Source organism: Hymenobacter tibetensis, assembly GCF_022827545.1.
Taxonomy (GTDB): domain Bacteria; phylum Bacteroidota; class Bacteroidia; order Cytophagales; family Hymenobacteraceae; genus Hymenobacter; species Hymenobacter tibetensis.
The window spans coordinates 3,463,042-3,483,665 of sequence record NZ_CP094669.1; the positions used below are offsets into that span (position 1 = coordinate 3,463,042).

The window sequence follows — 20,624 nt, forward strand, 5'->3', positions numbered from 1 at the left end:
CAACTAGCTCCCCTCAGATGAGGAGGGGAGCTAGTTTTCAGTTCTAATAGAGTCACTCTACATGCTTTTACGCCCTACGACACTTTCCTTACTGTACGTACCATTAGCTGTGCTATTGGCTAGCTGCAACTCACCTGATTCCAGCAAGTCACACGCGGAGGAAGCGGTTACTAGCCCAACGGCGGCTGACCAACCACCTGCTACTGCCGCTGCGCCGCCTTGCTTGGAGCGTATGCAAGGGTTCCTGCGCTGGTATCATCGACGGTATACCGCAGAGTTCGACACTACCACGGATTTTATCAACATACCGCTCACCGGCGACGAAGATGCCGCTACGTTGGCCAAAATTCCTCGCAGTAATATCAGCTCCACGAACTACATGCAGCTGAACCACCGTAAGTTGGCTGTATACATCGATACGCTTCGGCGCTCCGGCTATTTCTCTGCCAGCTACCTGGCTGCTAAACAGGCTTCCATCCTGGAACGCGGGCAGGAGTTGGAAGCCGAGAAAGTGACGGAAGGGTTGCTCGAAGGCTTTGACTCCGACGAGGTGATTCATACGCAAGACATCTATCAACGCGAAGACATCAATAAGCTGACGGCGTACCAACCTGCTGGCCTCAAACCCGGCACTCAGGCCTACCGCCTGCAATTATCCTCACTTGGAGAAGAAAATTTCAGCTGGGTCTTCTACGTCAAACAAGAAAAAGGCCGCTGCGTCATCGACAGCGTGCATACCACTGAGTAGCCACGGCTGTCTTACCGACTATCTCAGTTAAGTACGCATCATTCTACTCTATTCAACCACCCTAGCTCCGCCTCAGTTGAGAAGGAAAGCCAGGCTCCACTCCTTGTTGTATGTTCATGCAAGCACCCGATTCTAGCAATCCGCCAACTCCGACTCGGCAGGTAGTCAGTATTGTCCTTGGGCTGGCTTTCTGCGTTGCGGTCTTTGCGGGCGTCATCTACTTCGTCAAAGCGGAGAGGGCCGAAAAGCGGGCGTTAATTCTGAAAAACCCGGGGTATGTCACGGGCATCATTACCCGGGTGAGAACCTACAAGGGCCGGCGCGTATCGGTGCAATATACCGTTGGTGGAGCAGATTATTCCCTTAGAACCAGGGTGACCAGAAGCTTCCTACGTACCCACGCCAAAGGCGATACTACCGCTGTCATCTATTCTAGATCCGATCCGTCCAGTGCTATCCTGAAGGCCACATTGCGGCCCTCAACCAAGTAATCAGCAGTTCTTTTCTCCTGGCAAGGGTTTGTGCCTTGCCCTCCTATGGAAGCTCAAGCTACCCAACTCGAAACCGGCACCTACGAAATCCTGCGCAACCGCTTGCAGAAAAGCAGTGCGGACCTGCGCCAGCGGCTGGATGCGCTGAATACTGAGCGCAAGCAGGTGTTTGGGGCCGTGGATACACGCCTGCTTGGTACGGGCCGCATCACCACCGACAACAACTGCGTGCCGTGGGACATGGTGCCGGTGGGGCGCCGCTTCTTGTTTGGGTATAACGTGGTATTGGGGCTGAAGGCGGAGCCGGATTTAGCCGATGTGTTCGGAGTGTACGAGTATGCCGAGCACGATTTCCGGCCGCAGGGACTGGAGCTGTTGCAGACCCCGCAGTTTCTGGAGGAGTTTCGCAACCTGTACCGCTACTACAAGAACACACAGTTCGTAAAGTTTGCGCAGATCGGGACGCACCTGTTCATGGTGTTCCGCATCGGCAAGAGTGCTACCGACGTGAAGACGTTTAAGTGGCTGCTGCAGGGCGATACGCTCACCTACCTCGACAACCGCTCCGACCACGAGTACACTTTCCCGCCGCAGCACGAGTTTCAGTGGAAGCGCGCCACCCGGGACATGCAGCGCGGCGGCAAGCACCCCCACGTCAGCATCGAGGACAAGGTGTTTGTGGAAACCATCGGCGGTGACCTGACCATCAAGGTGGAAGACAATACCGCCACTGGGCAGGGCATCTTGAGCGAGCCAGTCGACAACAAAGACCAGACGCTGGACGACTCGGAAATCTATTACGCGGTTATTGGCAACCTGATTCTGCTCAAGATTCGGCCGTACCAGGAGCAGCAGTACCGCTACTTCATCTTCAACCACCGGCTGCAACAGGCGCAGCGGCTCGATGCCTTGGCCGATGCCTGCGTGCTGCTGCCTGACGGGCAAGGGCTGATTTTCCCGCACGGCTTCTACCTGCAAACCGGCGACAATAAGCTGTTCGACAACGGCTTGCGCGACATGCTGTTCGAGAAGCGGCTGGCTTCGCCCAACGGAGAAGATTTCCTGTACGTGTTCTACAACCGGGAGAGTGGCGCTTACTTGCTGCTGAGCTACAACCGCATTGCCCAGCGCGTCGATAACCCGATTGTGTGCCACGGCTACGCGCTGTTCGAGAACGGGGAGCTGTGCTACTTCCGCGCCGACGATGAGCCCAAGAAGCACCACGCCGTCCAAATCTGGCAGACGCCCTACACCGGCCCCGACTTCCAGCTACCCGTCACCTCCGATTCGTACCTCTACAAGCTGGGCAACAAAGAGATAGTGCGGGCCATGAGTGAGGTGCAGGAAGTCTTGACCCTCACCGGCAAAGACGACAGTTACGCCGGCCTCTACCTCGACCTGATCCGCCAAACCACGGCCCTTACCGACTCCTACCACTGGCTGCGCGAACCCGCTGCTCAAGCCCTGGCCGAGCCACTGACGGAAATCCGGCAGACGGCTTCGGCGGCGGTGGCCGAGTTCGAGAAAGTGCAGAGCATCCGCAAAAACACCAGCCAGCAAACCCAAACCGTCTTTCAAAAAGCCGACGACCTAGCCAGCCGCATCCGTCGTGCCGCGCCCGATACTGTAACGGAGTTTGTGCAATTGCTTGGTGAGCTGCGGGCCGTGCGGGGCGAGGTGATTTCGTTGAAAGAGCTGCGCTACGTGGAAGCGCCCGCCGTGGAAGCTCACGCCGCCACCCTTGAAACGCTGAGCAAGGAGGTAGCTACTCACACCGTGGAGTTCCTGCTAAAACCCGACGCGCTAGCGCCCTATGCCACCCGCGTGCAGACCATCGAAGAAGGCGTGGCGCAGGTGCAGAAAACCGTGGAAGCCGACCAACGCGAACAGGAAACAGCAGCTATTGCCCAAGAGCTGGAGCTGCTCATTGAGGTAGTCAGCAACCTGCCCATCCCGGACCCCACCCAAACCACAGCCATCATCGACAATATCTCGGCGGTGTACGCGCGCTTCAACCAGATTCGGGCGGCGCTGAAGCGGCGGCGGCAGGCGCTGGCGGGCACCGAGGCGCAGGCCGAATTCACGGCCCAACTCAAACTGCTCGACCAAGCCCTTACCAACTACCTCGACCTGGCCGACGCGCCCGCTAAGTGTGATGAGTACCTGACCAAGCTCATGGTGCAACTGGAAGAGCTGGAAGGCAAGTTTCCCGACTTCGACCAGTTCCTGAGCCAGTTGGCAACTAAGCGCGAGCAAGTGTACGAGGCTTTCGAGAGCAAGAAAGTGGCCTTGGTGGCAGCTCGTAACCAGCGCGCTACAGCCTTGCTGCAAAGCGCCGAGCGGCTACTAAAAGCTGTGCAAACTCGCCTCGGTCGTCTAGAATCAGTAGCCGACATCAACGGCTATTTCGCTGCCGACTTGATGGTGGAGAAAGTGCGCGGCACCATGGAAGAGCTGCGCAAACTTGGTGACGCCGTGAAGGCCGACGATGTGCAGTCGCGTCTGAAAACGCTGCGCGAAGATGCCGTGCGCCAGCTCCGCGACCGGGCCGACCTCTACGCCGACGGCGGCCAAACGCTGAAGTTCGGTTCCCACGCCTTCACCGTGAACACCCAGCCGCTGGACCTGACGGTGGTACTTCGCGACGGCGACCTGCACTACCACCTTACCGGGACCAACTTCTTCCAGAAGATAACCGACCCCGCGCTGCTCTCGGCTCGCCCGGTGTGGGAGCAAACCGTGGTATCGGAAAACGAAGAAGTGTACCGGGCCGAGTTTCTGGCCTGGCGCCTGCTGCAAGCCGCGCAGCACCCCACGCCCGCCAACCCCGAAGTAGGACGCGCCGCCGTGCTGTCCGTAGCCGAACTCTCGCACCTCAGCCAGCCGGAGCTGCTAGCCTATGTGCAGCAGTTTATGGCCTCGCGCTACGCCGAGGGCTACCTCAAAGGCGTGCACGACCACGACGCCACCCTGCTGCTTACGGCTCTGGTGCGCCTCACCCGCACCGCCGACTTGCTGCGCTATCCGGCCGAGACCCGCGCCGCGGCCAGCCTGTTCTGGCTCCGCTTTTGCCACCCCGACCAGCGCGCCCATTGGGAGCGGCAGCTGCAGGGCATTGGCGTGCTGTTGCAAGTCTTTCCTGATTCGCAGGAGTTCGACACCCTGAAAACCGAACTACAAACGGCTGTTGAAGCCTTCGCGCAGCAAACCAGCCTCTTCACGCCCGACCAAGTGGCCGAAGCTGGTGACTACCTGTTTCATGAGCTGACGCACACGGGCAGCTTCATCATTGCCGCCGAAGCCGCTGAGCTGTACCAGCAGTTTCAGAAGTCGTTGCAGGAGCGGCAGGCGACGGAGTTGTTTCAGCAGTCGGTAGCAGGTCTGCGCGACCAGCCGGCGGCGCAGCTGGCTTTGGTGCGGCAGTGGCTACAGGCGTATTTGCGTCAGGCACCCGCAGCTGGTTCGCTAACTGATTTCTGTCTCGAAACCGCCGTGCTGCTGGTCACCGACACCTACGACCCGGCCCGCGTGGTGCACACGCCCCTGCGCGAAACGTTGGCTGGCTTCCAGGGCGCCCACCCGTGCATCAGCACCCCCGACACGCCTAACACCCCAGACGGTAAGGCGGCCGCTCCCACCTACCACCTCGACTTCCCCAATTTCCGCCGCCGCCTGCTACACTACGACCGTACCACGGTGCCGCAGTTCGAAGCGTTTCAGGAAACCAAGAAGCAGTTGCTCGCGCAGGCCACCCAAGAGCTGCGGCTTGAAGACTTCCGCCCCCGCGTGCTGACTTCGTTTGTGCGCAATCAGCTCATTGACAAGGTATACTTGCCTCTTATCGGCGCCAACCTGGCCAAGCAGATTGGCGCGGCCGGAGAAGGCAAGCGCACCGACCTGATGGGCTTGCTGCTCCTGATTTCGCCCCCGGGCTACGGCAAAACCACCCTCATGGAGTACGTGGCCAACCGCCTCGGCCTTATCTTCATGAAGATCAACGGTCCGGCCATTGGGCACGCCGTAACTAGTGTGGACCCGGCGCAGGCACCGAACGCCGGGGCGCGGCAGGAGCTGGAAAAGCTGAACCTAGCCTTCGAAATGGGCGACAACGTGATGATTTACGTCGACGACATCCAGCACTGCCACCCCGAGTTTCTGCAGAAGTTTATTTCGCTCTGCGACGCGCAGCGCAAGATCGAGGGCGTGTATCAGGGCCGCACCCGCACCTACGATTTCCGAGGCCGCAAGGTAGCCGTGGTAATGGCTGGCAACCCCTACACCGAAAGCGGCGACGTGTTCCAACTGCCCGACATGCTAGCCAACCGCGCCGACATCTACAACCTCGGCGACATTCTCACGGCCGGCTCCGAAGAAGCTTTCCGCCTCTCCTATCTCGAAAACGCCCTCACCAGCAACACTGCCCTAGCCCGCCTCGCTACCCAAAGCCCCCAAGACGTGCCTGCTCTCATCCGCCTCGCCGAAACCGGCCAGTCGGAGGGCGTCTCTTTCGAGGGCAACCACACGCCCGAGGAGCTGAACGAGTACGTGGCGGTGCTACAAAAGCTGCTGCGCCTGCGCGACGTGGTAGCCCGTGTAAATGCCGCCTACATTGCCAGCGCCGCCCAAGCCGACGCCTACCGCACCGAGCCGCCGTTCAAGCTGCAGGGCTCGTACCGCAACATGAACAAGCTGGCCGAAAAAGTCCGCCCCGTGATGAACGATCAGGAAATAACCGACCTGCTGGCCGCCCACTACGAGAGCGAAGCCCAAACCCTAACCAGCGCCACCGAAGCCAACTTGCTTAAGCTCCGCGAGCTGCTCGGCTGGCTCACCCCCACCGAGGAGGCCCGCTGGCAGGAAATCAAAGCCACCTTCCGCGACAACCTGCGCAACTCCGGCGCTGGCCAGCTTCTGCAAATGCTCGACAAGCTGGAAAGTATTGCCGGTGGCTTGAGCGGAATCCGAGAGGTGTTGAAGGGTACTTGATTGTCCCACACTCAAACTATTCCTAGCTTCGGCACGGCTGCGTAATTCCGCTTCCCTATCTTATACCACCGCGTTCATGTTTCAACCACTATCTAAAGAACAGGCTCGTCTCGAAATGGCTCGCCTAGTTGAGAACTTTACTTACCAGCTGCCCGATTTCAAGCGCGGCAAATCCAACGAAACCGAAGTTCGCGTCCACTACATTAACCCCTTTTTTAAAGCCTTGGGCTGGGATGTCAACAACGACAACGGCGCTTCTCCTGCATACTGCGAAGTCGTCCATGAAGCCCGTGTCAAAATAGGCAAAGCCAGCAAAGCTCCCGACTATTTGTTCCGGCTGCCAGGCGGTCAGAACCTGTTTTTCCTCGAAGCCAAAAAGCCCAGCGTCAATATTAAAGGCGACGTACAGCCCGCCTACCAAGTGCGCAGATATGGCTGGAACGCTAAAATGGCCTTGAGCCTACTCACAGATTTCGAGGAGCTGGCAGTCTATGACTGCTCCATCCAGCCTGGTCCCAAAGACAAATCCTCCAAAGCTCGCCTGCACTACTTTACTTTCGATCAGTACGCAGCCCAGTTCGACTTCCTGTGGGACAATTTCTCCCGCGAAAGTGTGTACCGCGGCAATCTTGATAGGTTTGTAGCCAGCGGCTCCGGCCGGCGCGGCAAGGAAACTGTTGACCGTGCCTTTCTCGATACTCTGGAGCAGATGCGCGCCGCCCTCGCCCAAGGTCTCGCCGCTCGCAACAGCAAGCTCGACGCTGAACAGATGCGCTTTCTGGTACAGATGCTCCTGGACCGCATCATCTTTCTGCGCATTGCCGAAGACCGGGGCGTTGAGCCCGAAGACGACCTCAAAAAACTGGCCTCCATCAAGGCCAAAGATGGTATTTACCTCTCCCTGCTCGATAGATTCCGGGCTGCTGCTGCCCGTTACAACTCCGGCCTCTTCGACCTCGACAAAGATACCCTCTCCGCCGAAGTCCGCCTCGACAACACCACACTCAAACCCCTGCTCGACGGTCTATATTACCCCGAGTCGCCATATGAATTCTCCGTTATCGGGGCCGAAATCCTGGGCTCTGCCTACGAACGCTTCCTGGGCAAAGTTATCCAGCTCCAGCCCGACCGCACGGTCATCATCGAGGAAAAGCCCGAGGTGCGCAAAGCCGGTGGCGTGTTCTATACGCCCGCCTACATCGTGGAGTACATTGTCAAAAACACCGTGGGCAAGCTATGCGAGGGCAGCAGCCCTCAGCAGATAGCCAAGCTGCGCATCGTTGACCCCGCCTGCGGCTCCGGCTCCTTCCTGCTCGGGGCCTATCAGTTTCTGCTTGACTGGCACCTGGCCTACTACCAAACCCATCCCACCGCCGCTCTGCCCCCCACCCTGGCCCCGGCTGGCGGCCCCAAAAAGGCCGGCAAGCCAGCCCGCCCCACGGGTAGCGGCAAGGCTCTTACCCCCGATGGCCACCTGACCACCGCTGTCAAAAAAACTATCCTGCTCAACAACCTCTACGGTGTCGACCTCGACGAGCAGGCTGTCGAAGTCACTAAGCTCTCGCTGCTGCTCAAGTGCCTTGAGGGCGAGACCTCGGCCAGTATGCAGCAAAGCCTCGGCCTGGAACGCGTGCTACCCACTATCGACCAGAACATCCGCGTCGGCAACTCCCTCGTGGATGTCGATTTCTACGACCAGGAGTTGAACTTCGGTACCGAACGCGCCGTCAAACCATTCAGCTGGCGCGACGAATTCGCTGAAGTATTCCAGCAAGGCGGCTTCGACGCCGTTATTGGCAACCCGCCGTATTTAGGGGGTCGGGAATGGAAAGAAGAGAATGGCAACCAATACGACTACTTCACCGAAAGATATGCAGTGGCTGAAACTCAGTTTGATATGTATGTTCTATTCTGGGAGAGAGGAATATCTTTAGCAAAAAAAGAAGGATATATTGGTTATATCACACCTAATACTTGGCTAAACAACAAGACTACGTTGAAGCTAAGATCCTTTATTTTAAATAACACTGTGATTGAGCAGATCATAGATTATTCATCTGTAAAAGTATTTGACCAAGCAACTGTACTACCAGTAATAGCACTCCTCAAAAACAATAACCCTTCATCTTTAGCTAGCACTACAATTATAAGACCTGATAAAACAGGCGAGTTAATTACGCTCCGAAATATCAGACAGACTACATGGAACGATGCTGGCCTTAAGGTTATTAATATAAATCTTGAAGAAGGTGATAACGAACTCAAGGACAAAATAGCCTCAGATACAAAGTCAGTACAGGAACTTGCTGAAGTTAAATTCGGGATTAAAATATACGAAACAGGGAAAGGCAAACCAGCGCAAGTTCCCGAAGCTGCCAAGAATCATATTTTTGAATCTAATTCAAAAATCAATTCATCGTATCGGCATTATTTAGAAGGAAAAGATATTCATCCCTTTTTCATTAATTGGAAAAACAAATGGCTAAGCTATGGCTCACATTTGGCGGCTCCGCGTGATCCAAAATTATTTGAAGGAGAAAGAATATTAGTCCGTCGAATTGTTGGCGAAAGGTTAATTGCTTCTTACACAAATGATGATTTTGTAACAAGTCAGTTACTACAAATAATCAAGCCTCACTCTATTGATTCAAAGTACCTTTTAGGTATTATTAGCTCTACACTGATAGCTTACTACTTCAAAAAGAAATATAATAGACTGGACAAAGTTTTTCCCGAAATCAGGATTTACGAACTAGCTAATCTACCTGTCAAAATCACACCTGATCAACATCGCCACGATGCCATCGTTACCCTCGCCGAGCAGCTGCTCACACTGCATCCACAGCTCCGTGCTGCCCGTCTCGCAACCGAGCAAAGCCAGCTGCAAGCCCGCATTCGCCGCCTCGATCAGCGCCTCGACCACCTTGTGTACCTGCTCTATGGTCTAAGCTACACCGAAGCTCAGATAATAGAGCCAGCAATAGCTCAGCGTCTCACCGAAGCACAATACGCCGTATGGCCATCTAATTGATTACTCACTTCATAAAAACGCTCCTGTAAATACAGGAGCGTTTTGCGTTTCCTATTCCTCATGGGTAAGCAATACCCCGCTATCAGCGCTGAAATTCAGGCCTTTATCGAGCAGCAGCACATCTTCTTTGTGGGCACGGCCCCCGCGGATGGGCGCGTCAATATCTCCCCCAAGGGCCAAGACACCCTGCGCGTGCTTGATGCCAACCGCGTGGCCTGGCTGAATCTGACCGGCAGCGGCAACGAAACCGCCGCTCACCTGCTAGAGCTAAACTGTATTACGCTGATGTGGTGCGCCTTTGAGGGCAAGCCCAACATCCTGCGCCTCTACGGCACCGCCACCGTATACCACCCGCGCGACGCAGAGTGGGCCGAGTTGCTGCCCCTGTTTCCTCCCCTACCCGGCTCCCGGCAGATCGTGGTGGTAGCGGTGGATCTGGTGCAAACCTCCTGTGGCATGGCAGTGCCGTTCTTCGATTATAGGGCCGAGCGCGACGAGCTAAACGACTACATGGAACAGCGCGGCCCCGAGCAGGTAGAGCAGTACTGGCACAACCGCAACGCCCACAGCATCGACGGCAAGCCCACCGGTATCTAAACCAGAACATAGGGATATTCGGGCCGGTACCTCTCGCCGCCCGATCCGCTGAAGAGCATTGCCGACAACTTACGTGGGGTTCGGGAGGTGTTGAAAATATGAGGGTTACACACAAAAGCCGAAGTCTATTGCGGACGGGCTAAGTGGCATCTTACGCGAATTAAATTCGAAATTGCCAACAAGCCGACCCAACCGCAATGAAACCGAAATCCCTTGTCCTCCTGCTACTTTTCCTGCCTCAACTCCTGCAAGCACAAAAAGCGGCGTTGCCCGATTCAGACCTGACAACTCTCATTGACAGTGCCGGGATACCAGGTTTGTCGGTGGCCGTTATCAACCAAAAAGGAGTGGTCTGGTCCAAGGGCGTCGGGGTGCGGGAAGCTGGAAAACCGGAGCGCGTTGATGAGAATACTGTTTTCTCGGCGGCCTCGCTCAGCAAGCCCCTGTTTGCTTATTTGGTGCTGAAGCTGGCCGACGAAGGTAAAATCAATCTTGATAAGCCCCTGTATCAGTACGTACCATTCCGGGCCATCGAGCACGACGAACGGCACAAACGCATTACGGCTCGAATGGTGCTGAGCCACCAGACGGGATTGCCGAACTGGCGCAGCGGACAACTCAACTTCCTCTTCGACCCTGGCACCCGGTTTGGCTACTCGGGCGAAGGCTTCGTGTACTTGCAGGGCGTGGTGACAACCATCACGGGCAAAGAGCTGGACGAGCTGGCGCAGCAATACGTGTTTCGGCCCTTGGGCATGAGCCGCAGCAGCTACCGCTGGCAACCGGCGTTTGAGGCCAACCACGCCACGCCGCACAACCGTTTCGGCCAACCAACAGCCCTCAGTCGGTACAACGAATCCAACGCGGCCTTTTCGCTCATGACGACTGCCACCGACTACGGACGGTTTATAGTCGCCCTGCTCACCGGCCAAGGCCTGAAACCCGCCACTGCGCAGGCCATCTTTCGTCCTCTATCTACTCCCAAACGCACCCTCGACGACACCCTTCAGGCCTCGCCCACCATCCGGTGGGGGGTGGGCATTGGGCTGGCACAACAAGCTGGCAACGAGGGGTTCTGGCACTGGGGCGACAACGGCGACTTTCGCTGCTTTGTCTACGTGTCGCGGGCCCGCAAAGAGGGCGTAGTGTACTTCACCAACTGCCGCAATGGCCTAAGCATCGTATCGGACGTACCGGCCCGCACGCTGGGGCTGCCAGTGCGCGATATAGCGGACTTCGTTTACTACGAGCCCTACCGAAGCCCGTTCGTTCAGGTTAGCCGCACTCTTCTGAAACAGGGCGCTGTGGCCTCCGCGAAGCCTTTTTTAGCTACCAAGCCGGGCGGCAGTACCCGGCGCAGCACGGCACAGCTGTCGGAAGAAGATCTGCTCCGAATGGCTGATGAGCTAAGCAATACCCCACAAATTGCCCAGGCAGTTGAGCTGCTGGAACTAGGCAGCACGTACTACCCGCAGTCGGCTGATATGATGAAAGCCTCCGCCTTCGCGCACTTGAAACAGAACGACCGTCCGAAGGCCAAAGCAGCGTTAAGCCGCTACGTAGTGATGAAACCCGACGACCAAGCTGCCCGAAACATCTTAACCCAACTTACCGAACCTACCAAAGGCAACGTAACGCTCCGGCTGCCCGGCTTCCCAGCGGCCCGCCTGATTACACTGGCTGGCAGCTTCAACAACTGGCAACCCCTGCATACCCTGTTTCTGAGAGAAGGCAACGAGTGGCGCTGCACCTTGCAGCTGCCCAAAGGCACCTACCAGTACAAGATTGTGGTGGATGGCAACTGGCAAACTGACCCCGCCAACCCCAACACCCAAGACGACGGCAAGGGAAATACCAACTCCGTTATGACGGTAGCCAATAAATAATCAAGTCAACTGCCCTATCCCAAATGCCTCCTGTTTACCGCAACCAGTACAAGTCGCGCAGTAAGCAACCCTTCCACAACTGCTTGCGATGATGCTTAGTGCCGCTGGGGTCGTAAGCAGTGTTCTGGTGTACTTGGCTTACGTTAGAGGCTGACCAACAAGAAAAACGCCCCGGCAGCTGCCGGGGCGTTTTGCATACTTACTGTCGTTGCTACAACAGAGCCAACATGACTACGGCATGCCTGCGCCGCCAGTGGAACCATATACCTGCCCAGTAGCGTAGCTGGCCAGCGGGTCGGCGAGCAGCACATAAATACCAGCTAGTTCGGCGGGCTGGCCGGGGCGCTTCATAGGAGTATCGCCGCCGAACTTCTGCAGCTTCTCTTGGGTGGCACCGCCGCTCACTTGCAAGGGCGTCCAGATGGGGCCGGGCGCTACACCGTTCACGCGGATGCCTTTCGGCGCAAGCTGCTTGCCCAACGACCGGACAAAGCTGGTGGTGGCCGCCTTGGTTTGGGCGTAGTCGTAGAGGTCGGCGGAGGGGTCGGTGGCCTGCTCGGAGGTGGTACCGATGATGGCCGAGCCGGGCTTAAGGTGGGGCAAGGCAGCCTTGATAAGCCAGAACGGCGCGTAGATGTTGGTTTTCATCGTCGCGTCGAAATCCTCACTGGACAGGTCCATGATGGACTGGTGCTGCTGTTGCCGCGCCGCGTTGCTAACCAAAATATCCAGGCCGCCTAGTTGGCGCACGGCATCGTCCACCAGTTTCTTGCAGAAGGCTTCGTCGCGCAGGTCGCCGGGAATGGCTACGGCTTTTTGGCCGGCGGCTTTGATGAGGGCTACCACTTCTTTGGCGTCAGCTTCCTCGGCCGGTAGGTAATTGATGGCTACATCGGCGCCTTCACGGGCGTAGGCAATGGCGGCGGCTCGGCCCATGCCGGAGTCGCCACCGGTAATGAGGGCTTTGCGGCCTTTCAGGCGGCCCGAGCCTTTGTAGCTTTTCTCGCCATGGTCAGGCAAGGGGTCCATCTTACTGGCCAAGCCTGGCCAGGGCTGCGTCTGGCTTTTGAATGGAGGTTTAGGGTAGGCAGTGGTCGGGTCTTTCAGGGGTTCGGCAGCGGCTTCGGCGGGGCGGCTAGCGGCTTCGGCACCTACTACCGGACCGACGGCGGCCACAGCCAGGCTGGCTCCTAAACCACTGATTATTTGACGGCGGCTAAGTGTGTTATCTTCTTTCATGAGTTGTAAAGGGAGTTATCAGTTTTTATGAAACGAGGCCTTTGCGTTTTAGTTAGCCTAACTCTATAGGGGCGTTGTACTACGGTTCAGTTAGTGGTAGGACTTTAACTTTCAAGCAATTGAACTGTATGACGGAGCAAGCTTCGCGTATGCCAAACCAGGTTAAGCATATCGTATGCTCTCCCGACTTTCTTTATTGGCCTTTGTCAAGAAAAGCCCGAAGCCCAATTTTCTTTTCCAAGTAAGTGTCCGAACAACCATCACTCTCGGCCATATGGCCTTAACACCACTGCCGAGAGCGGCGGCGGGTTCTTTCGCGGGTGCTAGACAATAAAAATCCGTACTGTTGATTCTATAAACCCGTCCTAACTCCCGGTAGTATGACCTTTACTTCCCTGCTCACTATCTGCCTGATGCTGCTAAACTCAGTTGTTGTTGCGCAAAAAGCTCCCTTGCGTGTGGGGGTAGTTGGCCTGACCCATGCCCACGTGCACGGGATACTAGGCTTGAAAAACCGCAACGACATCCAGGTGGTGGGGATTGTAGAACCCAACCGGGACTTGGCGCAGCGCTACGCACAGCAGCACGGCTACTCTATGCGCATCGTGTTCAATACCATGGACGAAATGATTGCGGCCACCAAGCCGGAGGCCGTTACGGCGTTCGGCACTATCTACGAGCACTTGGCAGTGGTGCAGACCTGCGCGCCCAAGGGCATTCATGTGATGGTGGAAAAACCCTTGGCCGTCAGCCTCGACCACGCCCGCAAGATGGAGGCCCTGGCCAAGAAGCACCATATTCAATTGCTCACCAACTACGAAACCACCTGGTACCCCACCAACCACCAAGCCTACGAGCTGCTGAAGAATGGTACGGTGGGCGAGTTGAGCCAAGTAGTGGTTCGGGACGGGCACCGCGGCCCGAAAAAGATAGGCGTCAACGCCGAGTTTCTGGACTGGTTAACCGACCCGGTACAGAACGGCGGCGGGGCCCTGATGGACTTTGGCTGCTACGGCGTAAATCTGATGACCTGGCTGCAAGACGGCAAGAAGCCTACCACCGTCACGGCCATCACGCAGCAGTTTCAACCCGAAAACAACCCCAAAGTAGACGACGAAGCCACCATCTTGCTTGCTTACGACCACGCCAAAGCCACCATTCAAGCTTCCTGGAACTGGCCCATCGGTCGAAAAGACCTGGAGATTTACGGCGAAACCGGCGTTATCTATGCCGACAACAAGCACGATTTGCGCGTGCGCCACGCCGAGGGCTACGACCAGTTCCGGGAAGAAGCGCATCGGCTCGAAGAACGCAAAGCCCCCTACGACGACCCGTTTGCTTTGCTGGCAGCTGTGGTCAGGCAGGAAATAACCCTCAAGCCCTTTGACCTGACCTCGTTGGAAAACAATATGGTGGTCGTGGAAATCCTAGAAGCCGCCCGCAAGAGCGCCAAAACTCATAAAAGCGTCAAGCTAGGTAAGTAAGGGTAACGCGAAACGCCAGCGTTGTGGCGCTTCTGGGGGTTGCAAGCTACCTCATCCATTCCTACTCTCAACGTACGCTACTAGTCAGGAAGTGGTGGGTGCTCCTCCGCCCTCCCGACTCAACAGCTCGATGTGCGCCAAGTGGTGGCGGCCGTGCCAACTGTATTGCACCAAGGCTTGGTCGAGCGTGTAGGTTTGTTGATAGAGCGGGTGATAGAAGGTGCGCTGCCATTGCTCGTTGGTGAGGTGCCAGAGCAGCGTCACCCAGCGCGAGTGCAGGGCCTCCAGCAGCGCCAACGACACCGTAACGGGCGTGGCCTCTATGTCGGGGAGGGCAGCCCAGGCGTTCATGTCGAACGGGCGGATGGTGGGGTTGTCTTCGGTGAGGGCCAAGCGGTAGCGCAAGTAGAAATTCAGGTGCACGTCGGCTACGTGGTGTATTACCTGTCGGCCGGTCCAGCCGCCGGGGCGGTAGGGATTTTCCAGGCGCACGCCGCCCACTTGGCGAGCCGCCGCCGTAAGCTGCGCGGGCAACGCCGCCAGCTGCTCGATATAGACGGTGCGCTCAGCGGCAGTCAATGGGCCCTCCGGCAGCGCCGGGCGGCCGATGGGATATTGCAAGTCAACAAGGGTGTTTTCCATAGGTGGCAAACATAAAACAACTGGCAATAGCAGCCGACACAAGCCCCTACCCAGCCAACCGAGACCAGGTTCTGAAATCAGCACGGAACGCATGAGGCGCCGGCGTGCCTCTCCCCTATCCTATAGCTTCCGCTCGTAAGCCATCTGTTAAAATAACTGCGCCGATCAGGTTTATCCTGATCGGCGCAGCAGCATCAAAAAGCCAAGCAACCAACTAGCTAATAACGGGTTGGCAGCTCAGGCAGCAGCCGATTGATGACGCTATAGGTAAGCCCCGTCCAGAATTCCGACCGACCCAAATCCATGAACGACGCCTCATCGGCCTCAATGGCTCCGTACCCGGCCGTGACGAGGAAGTCTTCCACATCGTTCATGCTGGCAAACGACAACACCGAAATGGCATCCATCAGGCTGCCCTCCGGGTCGGGTTGGGTGGAGCCGATGTTGTGTAGTTGCGCGTAGCGCCGCACGTACGTGTGCGTGGCTGCCTGGCCCAGCACCACTTCGGCGTGTTGGTGCAACAACCGCTCCTGGAACGCCTCGCGCGAAAGGGTTGGCTGCCGGTAATGAATCTTCACCAAGCAAATAGGGTCGCGGTGGGTGGCGCTGGGGAGCAGGATGTATTCGCGGGTGATAGAGCGCGTTACCATGCGGAACGCCGTTTGCTCGTCGGCCACCACCCGCTTGTCGTACTGCGGCTGCTTGAGCACCCGGTTGATGTCGGCCTCGCTGGCATAGGCTATGTAGGCAAACCCATCCCAGCGCGGACGCTGGTAGGTGGGTACCTGCGCGTGGGGGTCGGCCACCAGCTTGTGGTCGGCCTCGGTCATGGCGTGGTAGGGCGGCCGGAAGTACGACGAAGGGCCCGCGGAAATACGGTGCACCTGGTCGTAGCGCAACACTGGCTCCGAGGTGCTGCCTGGCTCTTCGTAGGCGAATTTGGGTCCGTGCACTTTGCGCCAATATTCATCCCAGTGCTCGAAAGCGAGGTTAGGGTTGGCTTCCAACGCTATTTCCGCCGGCTCCGCGTCGGGGTTTTCCAGAGAGTTACCGTGGCGGCTGCGGGTGGCGCCTTCGTCGAGGGGCCGTTCTGCCTGGGGCGTGGCATCGGCCCGCGTCAGGAAGGTGGGCGTGACAATCAGGGGCTCAGCGGTGGTGTGGTAGCTGGCCCGGTACGGCGGCCGGTGGCGGTTGTCGGCCGAAGCATCCTCGGCGGGGTTGAAGGGGGTAGGCATAGCAGTAGCGTGGTGTAGGAACAAGCAAAAAGCCCAGACACGTGCAGTACCTGGGCTTTCAGCTAGACGTTAAGGAATGATGTGGTCTTGCCGCAGTTGCGCAAACAAGTCAATAAACGACTCCTCGGTTGGTTGGTACACGTGGAATCCAAGTTTGCGACTCTTCGACATATCGGTCATTACTTCCAGCGGACGGCCCAGATCCAAGTCGGTATGCCAGGCCGAGGCCAATTGGCTTAGGTCCGGCACGGTAAGCTGATGCCGAGACGCCAATTTCTGCCACACCGCGGCATCCTCAGCCATCTGCTCTTCCAGTGGGTGCACGGTGCCATCGAAGCCACGGGCTTCCACCCCAAACCAGGCAGCCAGACGGGGCCACAGCCAGCTCCAACGGAAATAGTCGCCATTCACAATGTTGAAAGCTTCGTTGTGCGCCGCTTCGGTGGTAGCGGCCCAGGCAAGCTGCTTGGCAATGACGCGGGCATCGGTTACGTCGGAAAGGCCGTTCCACTGCGCCTCCGACCCAGGCCATTGAAACGGCCGACCGGTTTCTTTGCAGATGCTGCCATACACGGCCAGCGTGGTGCCCATGTTCATGAGGTTGCCTACCGCTTTGCCAATGATGGTGTGCGGACGGTGAATGCTCCACGTATAGCCGTCGCGCGCGGCGGCAGCATACACCTCGTCTTCCTGGGCGTAGTAGAAATTCTCGATTTCGAGGCGGGGCAGCTCTTCCCGGAAGGGCGTCGGGGGCAGCGTGCCTCCTTTGGCGTAAGCCTCAAACGGCCCGAGATAGTGCTTTAGGCCCGTTACAAGCGCCACGTGCTGCACAGTTTTCTTCGGCGAAAGGGCCGTTAGGATGTTGCGCACCAACGCACTGTTTACGCGGATGTTCTCGACCTCGGTGTCTTGCCGCATCCAAGTGGTGATGAACACGTGCGTCGGGTTAACGGCCGCCAGCGCAGCGTCCAGGCTCGCTGGGTCGAGTAGGTCGGCGGCAACCGGGTGCAGGCCAGCTAGGTGCTGGGGCGGACGGCGGGCCAAACCGTACACCGTCCAGTTGGTGCTAAGTAGCTCCTGGGCCAGGTTGCTGCCCACAATACCGCTGGCACCAACAATCAACGCAATTTTATCTACACTCATATTTGACAGACAGAAGAAGAGAAATGGATCCAAGCAACCCGCATAGGCCGCACGTTAGTTGCCGCGGCGTACTGCTACGGGCAGCGAGACGCCTTAGCGCGCTCGGTTCACTGAAGTTGCCCAACAAAGCTACCAGCTCGGTTTCTGTTGTCTTTGCACAAAATGCCTAACTATTTGTACGCTGCACACTCTGTGCGGTACGTCGAAGGCGTTTGCCCGGTCTCCTGCTTGAACCACCGGGAAAAGTGCGCTACGTCGTAGAAACCCAACCGGTAGCTTAAGTCGCCGACGGGGAGTTGCGTACCGGACAGCAGCACTTTCGCTTCCGTAACTACTTTCTCTTTCAGCAAACTCACGGCGCTTCGGCCCATAGCGTGGCGGCACAAAGCGCTCAAGTGCTTGGTTGTCACCGACAGGGCATCGGCGTAGAATTCCAGCTGCAAGGCTGGCTCTCCGGCGGCCAAGCGAGCTTCCACCAACTGGAAAAACTGCTGTACCACCGCGGGCAATAGTCCTGGGGCGCCGGCTGTAGCAGGCGCTGCTTGCCATTCGCGCAAGTCGGTGAGTAGGAGGCGCAAATACAGCCGGGCTTTCTCTAGCCGGGCTTGTTGGGCAAAAAGTTGCTCGCCACTTTGGCGGAGCGCGGCATATTCAGTGGGTGTGCAGGCGTGATATACGTAGGGGGCCGCGCCGGCTAGGGCCGCGTGGAGTTGATAGCTCGGCAACAGGCCAGCATTGTAGAAATCGGTGGAGAAAAAGCAGTACAGACCCGTCTGGGGCTCGTCGTGCAGGTGCCAGCGCAACGCCGTACCCGGCATAACGAGCAGGACAGAGTTGGGCGCTACCACCACTTCTTCGTCGTTGAGGTAGAAGGTACCGCCGCCCTGTTCTACCAACGACAACTTGAAAAACTGCCGCCGGTGCTGCTCCATGTGCTGGCGGCAAGTGGCAAATTTTTCTTCCCGCCGATATACTACCAGCTGTTCCAGCGCCTCAGGCGGCGCCGACGACTGAACCGGCTCCTCCGCCTGCGGATAATTGTCGAACCGAAAAGTTGGAATCAACGAAGTGCTCATGGTTGCTACAACTCCAAAAAACAGGAATGGTTGCTGACGCTGTTGCCTGAGTTACTTCCCCAACTATTTTTTGAACTCGGTAATCCCCAAATCTGGAGGCCACTACCCGGCACCCACTGCCGCGCTACGGGCAGATTTCAGGTGTTACAGCAACCTGCTTCTCCTACAAGGCAGCTTCCAGAAGCCCAGCTAGCTGGTTGCTACTCTTTTACAAACCGTTGCGAGACGGGGCCTTCGGGGGCCTGCAAACGAATGAGGTAAGTGCCGGGTACCAAGTCAACTACCGGAATAGTGCCGCCTGGTGGCAGCAAGCCATTGCCGACGTGCTGCCCTTGCACGCTCAGGAGCTCGTAAGACAAAGAGGTAGTAGCACCCGCCACCGACAATTCTTCGTGCGCAGGGTTCGGATACAGGTTGAGGGCCACTGCGGCCGCCGGGTCCAGCACCAGGGTCGGGTTACCATCCAGGGTGTAAACGGGTTGGTAGGCAGTAGCTGCATCATCGGCGTACTCCACCACCCGAATGTGGTACGCCTGACGGGTATCCAAACGAGGAACAAACACCGAGTCAGTGGCTGCATCGGCTACTACATACGTGTCTGCTCCCAATGGCTGGCCTTCTCCAAAGGGGGCCGCCGGGTAACGCACGCCATCCGTTGGAAAAGCATCAACGGGGTTATTGGCGCGCATGAGCACCAGGCGGCGCGTGCCGCTGCCGCGGGTCCAACGCAGCCATACGCCCGCCGAATCGGGGGTGGCGGTAAGGGCAGTGGCATTCAGTGTGGGCGAGAGCAGGCTGTGGGTGGGCCAGCTGGCCGCGCCCGGTACTGCCACCCATCCCAGCCTATCGAGTTCCTGCCAGAAAGCGGGCGTATTGGGGCTGGTATTAAGTAGAATGGCCCAGGTATACTTGCCCGCCGTGCGTACCAGGTAGGTGGCGGTGCCGTCGAGCAGGCCGCTATGCCACCGGTTGCCCGCTTTGTTTACCCACCAGCCCTTGGCATAGCTTGAGGGCACTCCCGAGGGCTCCACCAGCGCAGCGCAGGAAGTGGGGGTTAGCAGGCCCGGGCGGGTGGCACTGCCTTCCACTGCCAGCAGCAGGCGCACCAGGTCGCGGGCCGAGCACACCCACCCACCGTGGGCACCCATGGCTTCCAGGTGAAAGCCACCGTAGGCGGCGGGTACCACTTGGCCCGAGCCGTTGCAGGCCTTCACTTTATACCGGCTTTCGTATTCTGCTTCCCGCTCCAATCGGCTGGTAGCCAGGTTGCGGCCGAGGTGAGCTTCCTGCGCGCCAGCGGGCAGCAGCAGGTTGTTGCGCACCCACGCTTCGTAGCCCTGCCCCGTCACGGCCTCGATGATCTTGCCTAACACCAGATAGCCCATGTTAGAATAGGCGTAGCGCGTACCAGGTGTGAAGTTGAGTTTCTTGGCCAACAGAAAGCGCACCAGCGTGGAATCACCCACTGGGTTAGGCACATCGAACGTGCGGGCCACGTGCAGCGGAAAATCAATAGGGTCGCAGCTGCCGTACCCGTCGCACCCCACTTGACGGTCCCAGCCGGCGGAATGTTCTAGTAGCTGCCGCACCGTGATGTCGTAGGTGCGCGGGTCGATGATGGAGCGGGTGTAATAGGCGCTACGGAGGTAGCCCTGCGGTCCGAATGCTTTACCGGCCAGATTAATACGCCCTTGTTCCACCAGCTTCATGATGGCCATGGCCGTTATCGGCTTGGAAAGGCTGGCCACGCGCAGCAGGTGCGAGGGCTGCATGGGCTGCGTGCGGGCCATATCGGCATAGCCAAACGCGCGGGCATACACCAGCCGGTCCTCCGACCCAAAGGCCACCGAGGCACCTGCTATTTCCCACCGCTGCATAAACTGCTGCATCGCAGCTTCAAATTGCTTGAACTCGGGTACTGGCACCCCCGTTTGGGCTTTAACGTTTAAAGAAAGCAATAAGAATAGTAGAGTATAAATTTTCTTCAAATGAATAGCTGATAAAAGGCCGTCAACACATCGAAATCTGCGCTAATACAGTTCTGGTTGATATGGCAATTTTATCAT

The 20,624-nt window shown here is 57.7% G+C and carries 13 protein-coding genes; 7 read left to right on the forward strand and 6 right to left on the reverse strand.

Translation table 11 applies throughout. The features are described from left to right. The first annotated feature begins 61 nt into the window (after nucleotides 1-61). From MTX78_RS13860 to MTX78_RS13880, 6 genes are all read left to right on the forward strand, one after another. The gene (locus MTX78_RS13860) at nucleotides 62-748 is read left to right on the forward strand and encodes a hypothetical protein (protein WP_243795236.1); all 687 of its coding nucleotides are present in this window, start codon (nucleotides 62-64) and stop codon (nucleotides 746-748) included. Between the two features lie 116 nt (nucleotides 749-864). Then, nucleotides 865-1,239 (forward strand): DUF3592 domain-containing protein, encoded by a 375-nt coding sequence (locus MTX78_RS25540; RefSeq protein WP_449555798.1) that lies wholly within the window; start codon nucleotides 865-867, stop codon nucleotides 1,237-1,239. A gap of 45 nt (nucleotides 1,240-1,284) precedes the next feature. Then, on the forward strand, nucleotides 1,285-6,225 hold the full coding sequence (locus tag MTX78_RS13865) for a DNA repair ATPase (RefSeq protein WP_243795237.1): 4,941 nt from the start codon (nucleotides 1,285-1,287) through the stop codon (nucleotides 6,223-6,225). A gap of 76 nt (nucleotides 6,226-6,301) precedes the next feature. Beyond that, nucleotides 6,302-9,256, forward strand: a complete 2,955-nt coding sequence (locus tag MTX78_RS13870; RefSeq protein ID WP_243795238.1) for an Eco57I restriction-modification methylase domain-containing protein — start codon at nucleotides 6,302-6,304, stop codon at nucleotides 9,254-9,256. A gap of 60 nt (nucleotides 9,257-9,316) precedes the next feature. Continuing rightward, nucleotides 9,317-9,853 carry a pyridoxamine 5'-phosphate oxidase family protein gene (locus MTX78_RS13875; RefSeq protein ID WP_243795240.1) on the forward strand — a complete coding sequence of 179 codons (537 nt, stop codon included), beginning with the start codon at nucleotides 9,317-9,319 and terminating at the stop codon, nucleotides 9,851-9,853. A 197-nt stretch (nucleotides 9,854-10,050) separates the two neighbouring features. Next, nucleotides 10,051-11,739, forward strand: a complete 1,689-nt coding sequence (locus tag MTX78_RS13880) for a serine hydrolase (RefSeq protein ID WP_243795241.1) — start codon at nucleotides 10,051-10,053, stop codon at nucleotides 11,737-11,739. Nucleotides 11,740-11,970: 231 nt separating this feature from the next. Here MTX78_RS13880 and MTX78_RS13885 read toward each other — a convergent pair whose 3' ends face one another. Beyond that, on the reverse strand, nucleotides 11,971-12,978 hold the full coding sequence (locus tag MTX78_RS13885; protein ID WP_243795243.1) for an SDR family oxidoreductase: 1,008 nt from the start codon (nucleotides 12,976-12,978) through the stop codon (nucleotides 11,971-11,973). A 380-nt stretch (nucleotides 12,979-13,358) separates the two neighbouring features. Between MTX78_RS13885 and MTX78_RS13890 the strand changes: the two genes are divergently transcribed. Further along, complete coding sequence (locus MTX78_RS13890) at nucleotides 13,359-14,462, forward strand: Gfo/Idh/MocA family protein (RefSeq protein WP_243795244.1); 1,104 nt, start codon at nucleotides 13,359-13,361, stop codon at nucleotides 14,460-14,462. Between the two features lie 84 nt (nucleotides 14,463-14,546). On the opposite strand, the gene MTX78_RS13895 is transcribed toward MTX78_RS13890, so the two are convergent. The 5 genes from MTX78_RS13895 to MTX78_RS13915 form a co-directional block, all read right to left on the reverse strand. After that, complete coding sequence (locus MTX78_RS13895) at nucleotides 14,547-15,104, reverse strand: YfiT family bacillithiol transferase (RefSeq protein ID WP_243795245.1); 558 nt, start codon at nucleotides 15,102-15,104, stop codon at nucleotides 14,547-14,549. Nucleotides 15,105-15,322: 218 nt separating this feature from the next. Continuing rightward, nucleotides 15,323-16,339 (reverse strand): EthD domain-containing protein, encoded by a 1,017-nt coding sequence (locus tag MTX78_RS13900; protein WP_243795247.1) that lies wholly within the window; start codon nucleotides 16,337-16,339, stop codon nucleotides 15,323-15,325. A gap of 69 nt (nucleotides 16,340-16,408) precedes the next feature. Then, nucleotides 16,409-17,482: an SDR family oxidoreductase gene (locus MTX78_RS13905; RefSeq protein WP_243795249.1), complete on the reverse strand. Its 1,074-nt coding sequence runs from the start codon at nucleotides 17,480-17,482 to the stop codon at nucleotides 16,409-16,411. A gap of 170 nt (nucleotides 17,483-17,652) precedes the next feature. Then, a complete protein-coding gene (locus tag MTX78_RS13910; protein WP_243795250.1) occupies nucleotides 17,653-18,558 on the reverse strand; it encodes a helix-turn-helix domain-containing protein in 906 nt (301 codons plus the stop codon). 200 nt (nucleotides 18,559-18,758) lie between these two features. Next, on the reverse strand, nucleotides 18,759-20,516 hold the full coding sequence (locus MTX78_RS13915) for a serine hydrolase (RefSeq protein WP_243795252.1): 1,758 nt from the start codon (nucleotides 20,514-20,516) through the stop codon (nucleotides 18,759-18,761). Between the last annotated feature and the right edge of the window lie 108 nt (nucleotides 20,517-20,624).